The sequence below is a fragment of the Thalassobacter sp. HA4-2 genome (assembly GCF_055693705.1).
The window spans coordinates 2,241,651-2,254,738 of sequence record NZ_JBVFUK010000001.1 but is presented as its reverse complement, the minus strand read 5'-3'; the positions used below and the strand labels follow the sequence as shown (position 1 = coordinate 2,254,738).

Sequence of the window (13,088 nt, the reverse complement as noted above, 5' to 3'; positions counted from 1 at the left end):
AGGATTTTGCGGTTTGAACGGGATTGAGACGTATCAAAGGAGTGGTCATGTCCCGACTATTTACTGCCGGTATCAGTGCTATCATACTGATATTGCATCCACAAATTGCAGTTGCAAAGCCAGAGGCCTTTGCGATGCAGAGCGATTTGGATCACGTATGGACAGTGACTGCTGCCGCCTTGGTTTTTTTCATGCAGGCAGGGTTTTTGTTGCTGGAGGCGGGACAAGTCAGGTCTAAAAACTCCGTCAACGTGGCACAAAAGAACCTGATGGATTTTGTCCTGTCCACCATGCTGTTCGGTACGGTTGGGTATGCATTGATGTTTGGAGCATCACAGGGCGGTTGGTTCGGTTGGGACAATTCGCTGTTGTTCTTCGGGTCCGCCGGGGACTGGAGCATGACATTCTTTATCTTTCAGCTGATGTTTTGCGGGACGGCGGCCACAGTCGTATCGGGCGCAGTGGCTGAACGCATGCAGATCAATGGGTATCTGGCCTGTACCGTGCTGATCGCAATGTGTATCTACCCCATTGCCGGGCACTGGGTGTGGGGCGGCTTGTTGAGCGGGGATGATACACCATGGCTTGCCGCGATGGGGTTCATGGATTTTGCGGGCAGTACGGTCGTACACGGCGTGGGGGCCTGGGTCGCTTTGGCTGCGATCATCATAATCGGACCGCGCATGGGCAAATTCAATGCGGATGGCACGGCCAATCGCCTTCATGGCCATTCGCCTGTTTTGGCGACAACCGGTGCCGTGATCCTGTGGATCGGTTGGATCGGCTTCAACGGTGGCTCTGTTTTAGCGGGAACCTCTGTCTTTGCGTCCGTGATAGTCAACACAGTCGTGGCGGGCGCCGCTGGGGGGACACTGTTGATGATCATTGGCCGCGTTGCGCACGGGGTTTTTCGACCCGATGCCTGTATAAACGGCATCCTCGGGGGCTTGGTGGCCGTGACGGCCAGCGCGGATGTCCTTGATGCGCGGTCAGCCTTTGTTCTGGGGATGGGGGCGGCGGTCATCGTTCATGCCGGCACGTGGTTTCTAGAAGACGTTTGCAAGTTAGACGATCCGCTCGGCGCGATCCCGGTCCACGGCTTTGCGGGTGCCTACGGTACAATCGCGATCGCGTTCTTGGCACCCGCCGAAAGCTTGCTGGCCGGTGACCGCGTGTCCCAGGCGCTGGTGCAATGTTTGGGTGCCGCGTCAATCTTTGCCTGGGCGTTTGGTGTTGCTTGGGTTGGTCTAAAGGCAATCGACTACGTGCTTCGGCTGTCACCGGACGGTGACGGATCAGGCCTGAGGGTGCCTGAGTTGCATGAGCTAGAAGGTCTGAACCAGCACGAACATGATGCGCCTATGGGAACTGGCATCTTGCAAAAGGTAATGGCCGAGGTGGCGATGAATCCTCAACACGGTTTGCAAAAGGTACAGATGGAGGTGGGCGATGAAGCCTTTGAAACCAGTGAGATTTTTAACAAGATTATAGATAACATTGCTGCAGAACGATTGGCCGAGGAAGAGAAATATCAACGGGACAAAAGTAAGCGCATGGCCGTCGAAGCGGAAATCGCGGCTGTCATGCAGGCTTGCGCTGACGGGGACTTCGGTCAACGTTTGGAAACGGATGGTAAGGCCGGGTTCTTGTTGGAACTGTGCAAGGGGGTGAATGGCTTGTGCGACTCTGCCGAAGGCGCACTTAACGACATTGGTAAATCGCTGCGGGCTGTTGCTCGTGGTGATCTGACCCAGACCATAGATGGGCAGTACCAAGGAACTTTGGCGGATATTCAGTTATCCATGAACAATGCTCTGGCGGCGCTTGGTCGGGTTGCTGAAGACCTTGGGGCAACGGTTTCGGCTGCTGCAGAAGGGGATTTTGGGCAAGCTATAGACCTAAGGGACAAAGAGGGTTTCTTCCGCGCCCTTGGTGAGAAGATCAATCGGCTGTGCAAAATCTCTGACGAAGGCTTGAGCGATCTGCACAACACCCTTGTAGATATTGGTGCGGGCAAGTTGGATGCGGAAATGAGCGCTGATCATAAAGGCAGGTTTGCCCAGATAAGCGCGGCCGTGAATGACATGACCCATGGGATTGCAAGCTTGATCCGAAATGTTGTCTCGACAGCAGGCAGCGTGTCCGAGGTTGGAGGCGAGATATCTAACAGAAATGCGGCCATTGCCGATGGGTCTCAATCCCAAGTCGCTGCGCTGGAGCAATCAAACCAGATGCTCATTGCTCTTGCCAGTCAGGCGCAGGAATCGGCTTTGGACGCCGAGGAAGCAAACGGAAGCTGCAGTGCCGCGTCCTTGAAAGCTGACGAAGGCAAAATGCGCGCTGAAAATGCGCGCGTGCAAATGGCCGCGATCGAGGCTGCTACCGATGATATCTCCAGGGCCATTGGCTTGATTGAGAGTATTGCCACCCAGACAACCATGCTAAGCCTCAACGCCTCCGTGGAGGCTGTGCGTGCGGTCAATGAGGGATCATCGGGCGGAAATGAAGGTTTTAAAGTCGTCGCCCAAGAAGTGCGCAGTCTCGCCACGGCCACTGCGGAGGCTGCGGCACGGGTGCGTGAAAAAACCGAAACCGTACGCGCTGCCGTCAGCGAAGGCGCGGCCTTGGTCGAAAGCGCTTGTGGATCCATGGACGAGATCCACACCTCTATGACCCGCAGCACCAAGGCAGTCGAACGCCTGTTCAAAGCAAGCCAAGCGCAAACGCGTACGATTGCACAGGTCAAGGATCAGTCGGAAACCGTCGCAGAAAAGGCGACCGCCAATCTTGAAAAGGTGAATGAAACCTTGGTTCTATCACAAACTCTCGACCAAGAGGCGACGCGCACCATGCAATATCTGCGCGCATTTGACGGGGTGGAAATGACTCAAAAGCGCGCAGCCTGATGCAACGTTTAGAGTTGCTCAGCGCCGCCCAAACACTTTCCCAACGCGGCGCGTGACGCGTAACATCCAACTCGTTGCTGAGTGACGCGCATCTGATGCCCTGTCTTCAATGGCATCAAAGGTCTCGCCGATATCCTCAACCACAGGGTCAATGCGTCTGCGCCGGAATCGTGCCAAGCGCACCGTGATGGCCCACACGATGGCCAGCAGAATTGTGAGAAACACAATATTGAACCAAGGGATCAAACGTACATCTGGGGATGTCGTGGCCTCGACCGAAATCGCGTTTGGAAAGATGGAAAACAGTTCGTTGCGCCAACCGTAGTGGCGCACGATGACCCAAGTCGGGTCCGACGCAGTAGACACCAAGTCGCGTGCCTCGGCCTGCAAGTTTGAGCTGTCCAGTTTGAAATAGGGCGGCCACGACCATCCAGTGTCTTCATTTCGGTAAACAATGGCGCGGCCATTGGGGCGAAACGCCTCGATGAAACGTACATCACGATTGACCGTATCGGTTGCTTGACCGGCGTCTGCACCGGCCCAAAAAATGGACCCAGATCCGAAATCCACCCGTTGAACTTCCGTATTTACAATCCGCACAATGTCACGCTGCGGCAGCGTGTAGTGCAAAACGGCAAAGACCAGCAGCCCGATCACGCCAAGAAAACCCCATTTAATCCAAGACATGATGCACCTTTACGCGAAATTGATCAGGTACATGACTGTCACGATCGCACCCAAGGGCACAACATATACACCCCACAAAAGACGCTTGCGCAGGCTTTTTTCGTAATCGCGCAGACCATTTTCGACGAAAGAATCCTTGGGCAAGGGGGGCGGTCTGCCTCCCACTTGTCCTCAAGCCGGCTGCGTTCACCGCTGCGCTGAAAAAACCAAAGACACACGTAGACGACCGTAAGTACCACGGCTGACACAAGTATAAGACGAAGCAGCGCGATCATGATCATACCTTTGCTAAGATGACCTCATTATCATTTAAGATAGCCCGCCACGGTCAGCTCGCAATGAAAAGGCTACGGGCATCCAAACCCCGCCGATTTCCGTTGTCGTGCCGGCACTTTTCTCGGATCATGTTGCCAAGGCAATGATTGAAACAGAGGCGAAGCCGATTGACGGACAATTTAAAAGCTGCTGTTGCCGCGCGACGGGATGATCTGATCCGGTTGACACAGGACTTGATCCGCATCCCAACATTGAATCCGCCCGGCCGCAACTACCGCGAGATCTGTGACTACCTTGGCGCGCGGATGGGTGACCAAGGGTGGCACGTAGAGATGGTGCGTGCCGAGGGAGCCCCGGCTGACAGTGCGCTCTATCCGCGATGGAATGTGGTGTGCCGACTGGAGGGGGTGCGCGCTGGCGATTGTGTGCATTTCAACAGTCATCACGACGTGGTCGCCGTGGGCGAGGGGTGGACCGTTGATCCGTTCGGTGGCGACGTGAAGGACGGCCGCGTCTATGGGCGTGGGGCATGTGACATGAAGGGCGGACTTGCAGCCTCCGTTATCGCGGCTGAGGCCTTTGTCGCATGCCACCCGACGTTTCGCGGTGCCATCGAAATCAGCGCCACGGCCGACGAGGAAACCGGTGGATTTGGCGGTGTGGCTTTCCTTGCGGAACAGGGGTACTTTGATCCCGACCGCGTCCAGCACGTCATCATTCCCGAACCCTTGAACAAGGACCGTATCTGTCTGGGGCATCGTGGTGTTTGGTGGGCCGAGGTGGAGACGAAGGGACGGATTGCCCATGGTTCCATGCCGTTCTTGGGCGATTGCGCCGTGCGTCACATGGGCGCGGTGTTAGAGGAGATGGAGGCGACGCTGTTCCCGCTGCTGGCGGGCAAGCGGACGGACATGCCGGTGGTGCCAGAAGGGGCCCGGCAGTCGACACTCAACATCAATTCGATCCACGGCGGCGAACCTGTGCAGGATGTCGACTACACAGGATTTCCGGCGGCTTGCGTGCCTGATCGCTGCAAGATCACCTTGGACCGCAGGTTTCTGATCGAAGAAAATGTGGATGAGGTGCGCGCAGAAATCGTGGCTGTTCTAGAACGGGTCAAGGCTCGCCGTCCTGAATTTGAGTATGACATCAAGGAACTATGGTCCGTGACACCAACCATGACGGATCGCGACGCACCTGTCGTGACAACTGTGCAGGCAGCGATTGCCGAAGTGCTGGACACACAAGCGCAATTCGTCGTCTCGCCCGGCACCTATGATCAAAAGCACATTGATCGTATCGGTCGCCTTAAAAACTGCATTGCTTACGGCCCTGGTATCCTCGATCTGGCACACCAACCGGATGAATGGGTCGGTATCCAGGATATGGAAGACAGCGCCACCGTCATGGCCCTGACCCTTGCCAAATTGTTGGGTTAACTAGGGATCGTCAGGCGGCGATCTTCGGCGATGCACATCAGAATTTGCAGGTGTGCCAGCCGCATGGCCGTTCGATTGCGAAAGTCTCGGGGGTGGTTTGCGTAGTCGGTGAGGATTTCGACGACTTCGGCGTCATCGGTCGTCTGGTCCTCTTGGGCGTACCAATTGCGTATGTGCTCGGGACTGGAGTTCGTATTGCGCGCGTGATCAAACTCCCACCCCGATGGACAAACGGCCGCGTCAAAGCGTGTGGACATGACCACTTTGTGCATCTGGCCGGCGGTGTCTTCTGTTAGCGCCTCAATCTCGGTGGTGACAGCGCCCATCAAGATCATGGCCAAACCCACAAGCCCGCCGGTCATGACCACCCAATCCGTAGATACAGCGCCATCACTGCGCCGTAAAAACTGGTCAAAAGACTGAAAGAACGCATCAAATGTCATGTGGCAGGGCCGGATAATTATGGCGGTCTTGCCTTTTTTATGCCCAGATTTGGGCCTGATTATGGTGAAGTTTACCGGGATTGCGCGTGCAAATCTGACCAAACCCATCTGTCGGATGGCTTTTGTTCCTGCTGGGTACACAGTCCGCGCATGAGCACTGCCGCAATGCCGCGGCGTTTGAGGAATCATGGCATCACGGGCGCGGACGTGTCATTGCCCATCATCCCCCGTCATGACAGGAGGGGTCATGGAACTTTGGATCATCGCGGCGGTCATTGCCGCCGCAGTGCAGGCCTTGCGCTTCATGCTGCAAAAGCAGGTCAAGCAGGCTGGGCTGTCCACGGCCGCCGCGACCTTGGCGCGGTTTGTCTATGCGGCCCCCGTGGTCGGCATCGCGGCCTGGGCCTACGGTCAGTCCACGGGGGGCGGCTGGCCGAACCTTGGCCCCGGATTTGGCTGGTATGTTATGGCCGGTGGGCTTAGCCAGATTGCAGGCACGGTGGTGATGGTGATCTTGTTTTCCCACCGGAACTTCGCGGTCGGCATGACCTTCAAGAAGACCGAAGTAATGCTGACTGTTTTGTCGGGTTGGTTGATCTTGGGCGATGTGGTGCCCCCCTTGGCATTGCGGCGATCGTCGTGGGGTTCGTCGGGGTCATGGCCCTTTCAGGAACCACAGCGCAGGTGTCGTGGCGGGATTTCGTCAGTCGCGCGACCCTGTTAGGGCTTGCCTCTGGGGTGATCTTTTCCATCTCTGGACCTGCCTATCGCGGCGCAAGCCTACTGGTGGGCAGCGGAGACCCCTTTGTGCGGGCCAGCGTGACTTTGGCTTATGCTACGGCGTTCCAGACGGCTGTCCTCGTCGCCTACATGGGGTGGCGCGAACGTGACCAGCTGGTCGCCGTCTTTGTAAACTGGCGACTGACGGTGTTGGTGGCGGTGTTTTCCATGGCCGGGTCCATGGCGTGGTTCACGGCCTATACCTTGCAAACGGCGGCCTACGTGAATGCGGTGGGGCAGGTAGAACTGATTTTTTCGATGCTGATCAGTTACTTCGTCTTTGGCGAGCGGACCAGCCGCCGGGAATACGCAGGGATCGCCCTGATCTGCGTCAGCGTTCTGGCGCTTATTTGGGTCGGCTAGCTTTTTCCGCGATGCCAGATGTGCCGTCGCGTCGGTCCAATTCTGCACAGACCGATTCCAGGGTCACGCCGCGCGATTGCAGCATCACCAGAAGGTGAAAGATCACATCCGCCGCCTCGGATGTCAGTTTGTCGGGGTCGTTTTTGACGGCCTCGATGATGGCCTCCACGGCCTCTTCCCCAAACTTTTCGGCGCATTTTTCGGGGCCTTTGGCCAGCAGTTTGGCGGTCCAGCTGCTGTCAGGATCGGCCCCTGCGCGCGCGGCAATGGTCTTGGCGAGACGGTCGAGCGTGTGCATCAGGTCAACCTCATGGGGATGCCGGCGGCGGCCATGTGTTCCTTGGCCTCTCGGATGGTGTAGTCGCCAAAGTGGAAGATCGACGCGGCCAACACCGCGCTGGCACCGCCCTCGGTCACGCCCTCGACAAGGTGGTCCAGCGTGCCAACCCCGCCCGATGCGATCACCGGCACCGAAACCGCGTCACTGATGGCGCGTGTCATGGGCAGGTTGAAGCCTGCGCGCGTGCCGTCCCGGTCCATGGAGGTCAGCAGGATTTCGCCCGCCCCCTTGGCGGTGATCGTCTTGGCAAATTCCACGGCGTCTATGCCCGTCGCCTTGCGGCCCCCATGGGTGAAAATCTCCCACTTGCCTTGGGCCACGGTTTTGGCGTCAATGGCGCAGACGATGCATTGGCTGCCAAATTTATCGGCCGCACGGGCGATGCAATCGGGGTCGGCCACGGCAGCGGAGTTGAACGACACCTTGTCCGCCCCGGCCAGCAGCAGGTTGCGTACGTCGTCCACCGTGCGCACGCCGCCGCCGATGGTCAGGGGCATAAAGCACTGCTCGGCCGTGCGGGTGGCCAAGTCGTACATGGTGCCCCGGTTTTCATGTGTGGCCTTGATGTCCAGAAAACACAGCTCGTCCGCCCCCGCCAGATCATACGCGCGGGCCTGTTCCACCGGGTCGCCTGCATCGATCAGATCCACAAAGTTAACGCCTTTGACCGTGCGCCCTTCGGCCACGTCGAGGCAGGGGATAATGCGGGTTTTCAACATGAGAGGGCAGCGCCTGTGAGACCGGGTGTGGTGAGGTGTGGCAAAAAAGACAAGGGGTTAGGCGAGCGCCTTGAGCGCGGCAGCAAGTTCAATGGCCCCATCATAAAGGGCACGGCCTGAAATCGCACCCGCAATCACGCCGGTGTCGCGCAGGGCCGTAAGATCAGCCATGGAGGACACGCCGCCCGAGGCAATCACGGGGATGGAGGTTGCGCGGGCCAGATCGGCGGTCGCCTCGACATTCGGGCCCTGCATCGCCCCATCGCGGTTGATGTCGGTGTAGATGATGGCGGCCACCCCCGCATCCTCGAAAGACTTGGCGAGGTCGGTGACCATCACGTCCGTCTCTTCGGCCCAGCCCTTGGTGGCCACGCGCCCCTCGCGGGCATCGATGCCCACGGCGACATGGCCGGGGAAGGCGGCGGCGGCCTCGCGCACGAGGGCGGGATTTTCCACTGCGACCGTGCCGAGGATCACCCGTTGGATACCCTTTTCGATCCACATCTCGATGGTGGCCATGTCGCGGATACCGCCGCCCAATTGTGCGGGGATATCTGTGGCGGCCAGGATCGCCTCGACGGCCGCGCCGTTGACAGGCGTGCCTGCGAAGGCGCCGTTCAGATCCACAAGGTGCAGCCATTTGGACCCCGCATCCTGGAACGCGCGGGCCTGAGCGGCGGGGCTGTCGTTGAACACGGTCGCACTGTCCATCTCGCCGTGCAGCAGGCGCACGGCCTGGCCGTCTTTGAGGTCGATGGCGGGATAAAGGATCATGGCACGCTCCGTCTATTTGGCGTCTTTTGGCCTAAGGGCGGGCGCAGGGCAAGTGCCGGTACGTCACGCTTGCCCCACGTGTGTCCCCTGCGGCAAGCTGTTTGCATCATGGGAGGATACAAGATGAAACACCTGATCTGGGCCGCAGCGGCCAGTATCGCACTCGCAAGCACAGCATCGGCAGAGCCGTTGATGGGCATGTGGCAAACCGCCAAGGATGACAACGGCAACTACGGCCATATTCAGGTGGCCCCGTGTGGCAGCCAGATTTGTGGCACTTTGGTGCGGTCCTTCGACAGTTCTGGCGCGCCCTTGCAGACCGAGAACATCGGCCGCCAGATCATTTCCGCGACCGAAGCCAAAGGGGGCGGCGAGTATCGGGGCAAGGTCTATTCGCCCGATCGCGACAAAACCTACAACTCGAAGCTGATGTTGTCCGGCAATACCCTCAAGGTGTCCGGCTGCGTGCTGGGCATTTGTCGCGATGGCGGGACTTGGACCAAGATCAACTAGGCAAATCTTTGCCGAATTTGATGCGAGCCTGTGGTTTCACAGGCTCGTGACCTGCCTTTTGTGACTTTGCGCCTATCTTCCTACGCAGGAGTAGGAGGTACGCTATGCGCAAAGTATACCATTGGGCGGCTGTAATCGCCTTGGCCGCTGGCCCTGTTTCCGCCGAGGCAGTGTTTGGGACATGGCAGACCCAGCCCGACCGCAAGGAGCTCGTGTCTCACATCGAAATCACACCCTGCGGCGCAGCGGTCTGCGGAACGGTTAAGCGCGTGTTCGACCCGCAAGGTAATCCGGTCCAAACCGCGTCGCTTGGCAAACGTCTGTTTTGGGATTTCAAACCCCAAGGTGGCGGCGTTTATGCCGACGGTACCACTTGGGTGCCCCTGCTGAACTTCACCACTGACAATGGCCAGATGCGCGTGGATGGCGATGCGCTTTACGTTCAGGGGCGGGTCGGGCCGTTTTCGGCCGATGCCACCTGGACGCGGGTGGAATAGGCTAGGGCGCCCACTGCAGGAAGTTAGCGATCAGGCGCAGGCCCGCGGATTGGCTCTTTTCCGGGTGGAACTGCGTGCCGATCACGTTGTCCGCCCCCACGATCGCTGTGACGTCGCCGCCATAGTCCACATGCGCCAAGCGGTGCGCCGGATCGGTGACCTGCATGTGGAAAGAGTGTACGAAATACGCGTGATCGCCGGTCCTGACGCCGTCCAGAACCGGGTGTGCCCCGGTTACGATCAAGTCATTCCAGCCCATATGCGGGACCTTTAGCGCCGGGTCATTGGGCGTGATCGGGACGACTTCTCCGGGCGTCCAGTTGAAGCCCGCGACGTCCTCGTATTCGCGCCCCCACGTCGCCAGCATCTGCATCCCGACACAAATCCCCATGAAGGGCGTGCCGCGGCCCACCGTTTCAATCAGCGCCTCTTCCAGCCCGTCGAACCCTTGCAGCCCCCGGCGGCACGCAGGAAAAGCACCGTCACCGGGCAGGACCACCCGGTCGGCCCGTACCACTGCGTCGGGGTCGGAGGTCACGATGACAGCGCCGGAGGCAACCTCCGTCGCCATGCGCTGAAACGCCTTTTCCGCCGAATGTAGGTTGCCGCTGTCGTAGTCGATCAGAACGGTGGTCATCTACAGTGCGCCCTTGGTGGACGGGATCGCGTCCGCCTTGCGCGGATCGGTTTCCAGCGCGTCGCGCAGGGCGCGGGCGACAGCCTTGAACGCGGCCTCGGCGATGTGGTGGCTGTTGAAGCCGTGGATTTGATCCACGTGCAATGTGATGCCGCCATGGGTTGCGAGGGCCTGAAAGAATTCCCGCACCAACTCGGTATCAAAGGTGCCGATCTTGGCCGTGGGCAGGTCCACATTCCACACAAGGAATGGCCGCGCAGACAGATCAAGGGCCGCGCGCACCAGCGCATCGTCCATGGGCAACAGGCAGGATCCGTAGCGCACGATGCCCGTCTTGTCGCCCATGGCGGCGGTCAGGGCTTGGCCGAGGGCGATGCCCACGTCCTCTACGGTGTGGTGGTCGTCGATGTGCAGGTCGCCCTTGGCGCGCACGGTCATGTCGATCAGGGCGTGGCGCGACAGCTGATCCAGCATGTGGTCAAAGAAGCCCACGCCGGTCTGATTGTCGTAGATGCCGGTTCCGTCGAGGTTGATGTCCACGGTGATATCGGTCTCGGCGGTGGTGCGGGTGATGGTTGCGCTGCGCATCGTAGCCTCCTGCGTTTGGGGCGTTATAGGCCGCCACGGATCAAAGGGCTAGGGCACTGCTGCCCCGGCCTTTGTCCGTTCAAGGGCATTACGTGTTGAACAGAAAGTGCATCACGTCGCCGTCTTTCACGACATATGCCTTACCCTCTGCCCGCATCTTGCCCGCCTCTTTCGCAGCGGCCTCGGACCCGGCGGCGACGAAATCGTCATATGCAATGGTCTCTGCGCGGATGAAACCCTTTTCAAAATCACCATGAATAACACCCGCCGCTTTGGGGGCAGTGTAGCCGTCACGGATCGTCCAGGCGCGTGCCTCTTTGGGGCCCACCGTGAAATAGGTCTTGAGGTCCAGCAAGGCGTAGCCTGCGCGGATCAAACGGTCCAAACCAGCCTCTTCCAAGTTCATCTCATCGAGGAACATCTGCGCCTCGTCTTCGTCCAGTTGACTGATCTCTTCCTCAATCGCGGCGGAAATCACAACATGTGCCGCTCCTTGCGCCGCCGCCATCTCGGCCACTTTTTCGGAAAACGCGTTTCCGGTGGCCGCTGACGCTTCTTCTACGTTGCAAACGTAAAGGATGGGTTTAGAGGTCAGCAATTGCAGCATCTGCCACGCTTTGGCATCATCTTCGGCCACCTCGACGGTACGGGCGGGTTTGCCATCCTCAAGCGCAGCTTGGGCCATGCGCAGCAGGCGTTCCTGATCTACCGCTTCCTTATCGCCGCCGCGCACTTTGCGGACGATGTTTTGCAGCCTCTTTTCAATGCTTTCCAGATCGGCCAGCATCAGTTCCGTCTCGATCACCTCCGCGTCCTCGACGGGGTCCACGCGACCCTCGACATGGGTCACATCGCCGTCTTCGAAACAGCGCAGAACATGGGCAATGGCGTCGGTTTCGCGGATGTTGGCGAGGAACTGGTTGCCCAAACCTTCGCCCTTGGACGCGCCTTTGACCAGCCCCGCAATGTCCACAAAGGACATACGCGTCGGGATCGTCTGTTTGGATTTGGCCAGATCCGCAAGGGTGTTCAAGCGCGGGTCGGGCACCGCCACATCGCCCACGTTGGGTTCAATGGTGCAGAACGGAAAGTTGGCGGCCTGGGCCGCTGCGGTCTTGGTGAGTGCGTTGAAAAGCGTGGATTTGCCCACGTTTGGCAACCCGACGATGCCCATCTTAAAGCCCATGACGACCCCCATAAATTCGGCGTTTCGGCCTTCTAGGGCGCATGTCGCGCCGTTGCAACTGTGCGTTCACGCTTGAAACCTGCGCCAAACCCGTTCTACCTGCCCCAAACACGACCGGGAGAGGGCCATGACTCGCATTGACGCCAAATTCGCAAGCCTGCGGGCCGAGGGCAAAAAGGCCTTTGTGTCCTACGTGATGGCCGGGGACCCCGACTACGACACCGCGCGCGATGTGGTGCTGGGCCTGCCCGGTGCGGGCGTGGATATCATCGAGTTGGGGCTGCCTTTCACCGACCCCATGGCGGACGGGCCCACCATTCAACTGGCCGGTCAGCGGGCGCTGGAACAAGGCATGACCCTGGACCGCACCCTCGACATCGTGCGCGAGCTGCGGGCCGTGGATGACACCACCCCCGTGGTCATCATGGGGTACTACAATCCGATATATTCCATGGGGGTCGAGGCCTTTCTTAAAGTCGCGGTCGAGGCGGGCGTGGACGGTTTGATCGTCGTGGACCTGCCCCCCGAAGAAGACGCAGAGCTGTGTCTGCCGGCGCAAAAGGCGGGCATCAACTTCATCCGTCTGGCGACCCCCACCACCGACGACAAACGCTTGCCCAAGGTGCTGCAAAACACCAGTGGCTTTGTCTATTATGTGTCGATCACGGGTATCACCGGGGCCGGATCCGCCAGCGCGGCAGATGTCGCGCCTGAGGTGGCGCGCATCAAGGCGCAGACCGATTTGCCCGTCATTGTGGGCTTTGGCATCAAGACGCCCGAGGCGTCCCAATCCATCGCCGGGGTGGCCGATGGCTGCGTCGTCGGGTCAGCCATCGTGGAGCGGATTGCCCGCGGCGACAGCACCGCCGACGTGCTGGCCTATGTGGCCGATCTGGCGGACGGCGCGCATCGGGCCTGAAGCGTATTTTCAGCCCCAAGC

The 13,088-nt window shown here is 59.3% G+C and carries 15 protein-coding genes; 7 read left to right on the top strand and 8 right to left on the bottom strand.

Annotated features, from left to right (window positions below; all coding sequences use genetic code 11):
* Positions 1–47 precede the first annotated feature (47 nt).
* On the top strand, positions 48–2,906 hold the full coding sequence (locus ACZ1G0_RS11250; protein WP_472737023.1) for a methyl-accepting chemotaxis protein: 2,859 nt from the start codon (positions 48–50) through the stop codon (positions 2,904–2,906).
* An 18-nt stretch (positions 2,907–2,924) separates the two neighbouring features.
* Here the strand turns inward: ACZ1G0_RS11250 and ACZ1G0_RS11245 are convergent, their stop codons facing one another.
* A complete protein-coding gene (locus ACZ1G0_RS11245) occupies positions 2,925–3,593 on the bottom strand; it encodes a DUF1523 family protein (RefSeq protein WP_472737022.1) in 669 nt (222 codons plus the stop codon).
* Between the two features lie 443 nt (positions 3,594–4,036).
* Here ACZ1G0_RS11245 and ACZ1G0_RS11240 point away from each other — a divergent pair, with 443 nt between their 5' ends.
* Complete coding sequence (locus tag ACZ1G0_RS11240) at positions 4,037–5,308, top strand: acetylornithine deacetylase/succinyl-diaminopimelate desuccinylase family protein (protein ID WP_472737021.1); 1,272 nt, start codon at positions 4,037–4,039, stop codon at positions 5,306–5,308.
* Here ACZ1G0_RS11240 and ACZ1G0_RS11235 read toward each other — a convergent pair.
* The gene (locus ACZ1G0_RS11235) at positions 5,305–5,751 is read right to left on the bottom strand and encodes a hypothetical protein (protein ID WP_472737020.1); all 447 of its coding nucleotides are present in this window, start codon (positions 5,749–5,751) and stop codon (positions 5,305–5,307) included. The two genes, ACZ1G0_RS11240 and ACZ1G0_RS11235, sit on opposite strands and share 4 nt — an antisense overlap.
* A 247-nt stretch (positions 5,752–5,998) precedes the next feature.
* Between ACZ1G0_RS11235 and ACZ1G0_RS11230 the strand changes: the two genes are divergently transcribed.
* Both ACZ1G0_RS11230 and ACZ1G0_RS11225 read left to right on the top strand, forming a co-directional pair.
* Positions 5,999–6,475, top strand: a complete 477-nt coding sequence (locus ACZ1G0_RS11230) for a hypothetical protein (protein WP_472737019.1) — start codon at positions 5,999–6,001, stop codon at positions 6,473–6,475.
* 14 nt (positions 6,476–6,489) lie between these two features.
* Positions 6,490–6,894: an EamA family transporter gene (locus ACZ1G0_RS11225; protein ID WP_472737018.1), complete on the top strand. Its 405-nt coding sequence runs from the start codon at positions 6,490–6,492 to the stop codon at positions 6,892–6,894.
* Here ACZ1G0_RS11225 and ACZ1G0_RS11220 read toward each other — a convergent pair.
* Genes ACZ1G0_RS11220 through hisA form a run of 3 tightly spaced genes read right to left on the bottom strand, consistent with a single transcriptional unit; the run spans position 6,878 to position 8,727 of the window.
* Entirely contained in the window at positions 6,878–7,192 is a 315-nt protein-coding gene (locus tag ACZ1G0_RS11220; RefSeq protein WP_472737017.1) for a phosphoribosyl-ATP diphosphatase, read from the bottom strand. The two genes, ACZ1G0_RS11225 and ACZ1G0_RS11220, sit on opposite strands and share 17 nt — an antisense overlap.
* Positions 7,192–7,953 carry an imidazole glycerol phosphate synthase subunit HisF gene (gene hisF, locus ACZ1G0_RS11215; RefSeq protein ID WP_472737016.1) on the bottom strand — a complete coding sequence of 254 codons (762 nt, stop codon included), beginning with the start codon at positions 7,951–7,953 and terminating at the stop codon, positions 7,192–7,194. Before hisF ends, ACZ1G0_RS11220 begins: the two co-directional genes overlap by 1 nt.
* A gap of 57 nt (positions 7,954–8,010) precedes the next feature.
* Complete coding sequence (gene hisA / locus ACZ1G0_RS11210; RefSeq protein WP_472737015.1) at positions 8,011–8,727, bottom strand: 1-(5-phosphoribosyl)-5-[(5-phosphoribosylamino)methylideneamino]imidazole-4-carboxamide isomerase; 717 nt, start codon at positions 8,725–8,727, stop codon at positions 8,011–8,013.
* Positions 8,728–8,850: 123 nt separating this feature from the next.
* Here hisA and ACZ1G0_RS11205 point away from each other — a divergent pair, with 123 nt between their 5' ends.
* Both ACZ1G0_RS11205 and ACZ1G0_RS11200 read left to right on the top strand, forming a co-directional pair.
* Positions 8,851–9,240 carry a DUF2147 domain-containing protein gene (locus ACZ1G0_RS11205; RefSeq protein WP_472737014.1) on the top strand — a complete coding sequence of 130 codons (390 nt, stop codon included), beginning with the start codon at positions 8,851–8,853 and terminating at the stop codon, positions 9,238–9,240.
* A 104-nt stretch (positions 9,241–9,344) separates the two neighbouring features.
* The gene (locus tag ACZ1G0_RS11200; RefSeq protein WP_472737013.1) at positions 9,345–9,737 is read left to right on the top strand and encodes a DUF2147 domain-containing protein; all 393 of its coding nucleotides are present in this window, start codon (positions 9,345–9,347) and stop codon (positions 9,735–9,737) included.
* Between the two features lies 1 nt (position 9,738).
* Here ACZ1G0_RS11200 and hisH read toward each other — a convergent pair whose 3' ends face one another.
* From hisH to ychF, 3 genes are all read right to left on the bottom strand, one after another.
* Positions 9,739–10,374 (bottom strand): imidazole glycerol phosphate synthase subunit HisH, encoded by a 636-nt coding sequence (hisH, locus tag ACZ1G0_RS11195; protein ID WP_472737012.1) that lies wholly within the window; start codon positions 10,372–10,374, stop codon positions 9,739–9,741.
* The gene (gene hisB / locus ACZ1G0_RS11190; protein WP_472737011.1) at positions 10,375–10,962 is read right to left on the bottom strand and encodes an imidazoleglycerol-phosphate dehydratase HisB; all 588 of its coding nucleotides are present in this window, start codon (positions 10,960–10,962) and stop codon (positions 10,375–10,377) included.
* 88 nt (positions 10,963–11,050) lie between these two features.
* Positions 11,051–12,148, bottom strand: a complete 1,098-nt coding sequence (ychF, locus tag ACZ1G0_RS11185) for a redox-regulated ATPase YchF (protein WP_472737010.1) — start codon at positions 12,146–12,148, stop codon at positions 11,051–11,053.
* A 127-nt stretch (positions 12,149–12,275) separates the two neighbouring features.
* Here ychF and trpA point away from each other — a divergent pair, with 127 nt between their 5' ends.
* Positions 12,276–13,067: a tryptophan synthase subunit alpha gene (gene trpA / locus ACZ1G0_RS11180; RefSeq protein WP_472737009.1), complete on the top strand. Its 792-nt coding sequence runs from the start codon at positions 12,276–12,278 to the stop codon at positions 13,065–13,067.
* The last annotated feature ends 21 nt before the right edge of the window (positions 13,068–13,088 follow it).

Coding starts and splice junctions, on each gene's coding strand:
- hisH (WP_472737012.1), bottom strand. CDS start 10,374: ATGACCACCGTTCTGATCGACTACGACAGCGGCAACCTACATTCGGCG.
- ACZ1G0_RS11245 (WP_472737022.1), bottom strand. CDS start 3,593: ATGTCTTGGATTAAATGGGGTTTTCTTGGCGTGATCGGGCTGCTGGTC.
- ACZ1G0_RS11230 (WP_472737019.1), top strand. CDS start 5,999: ATGGAACTTTGGATCATCGCGGCGGTCATTGCCGCCGCAGTGCAGGCC.
- ACZ1G0_RS11235 (WP_472737020.1), bottom strand. CDS start 5,751: ATGACATTTGATGCGTTCTTTCAGTCTTTTGACCAGTTTTTACGGCGC.
- hisB (WP_472737011.1), bottom strand. CDS start 10,962: ATGCGCAGCGCAACCATCACCCGCACCACCGCCGAGACCGATATCACC.
- ACZ1G0_RS11205 (WP_472737014.1), top strand. CDS start 8,851: ATGAAACACCTGATCTGGGCCGCAGCGGCCAGTATCGCACTCGCAAGC.
- hisA (WP_472737015.1), bottom strand. CDS start 8,727: ATGATCCTTTATCCCGCCATCGACCTCAAAGACGGCCAGGCCGTGCGC.
- ACZ1G0_RS11220 (WP_472737017.1), bottom strand. CDS start 7,192: ATGCACACGCTCGACCGTCTCGCCAAGACCATTGCCGCGCGCGCAGGG.
- ychF (WP_472737010.1), bottom strand. CDS start 12,148: ATGGGCTTTAAGATGGGCATCGTCGGGTTGCCAAACGTGGGCAAATCC.
- ACZ1G0_RS11200 (WP_472737013.1), top strand. CDS start 9,345: ATGCGCAAAGTATACCATTGGGCGGCTGTAATCGCCTTGGCCGCTGGC.
- trpA (WP_472737009.1), top strand. CDS start 12,276: ATGACTCGCATTGACGCCAAATTCGCAAGCCTGCGGGCCGAGGGCAAA.
- ACZ1G0_RS11250 (WP_472737023.1), top strand. CDS start 48: ATGTCCCGACTATTTACTGCCGGTATCAGTGCTATCATACTGATATTG.
- hisF (WP_472737016.1), bottom strand. CDS start 7,953: ATGTTGAAAACCCGCATTATCCCCTGCCTCGACGTGGCCGAAGGGCGC.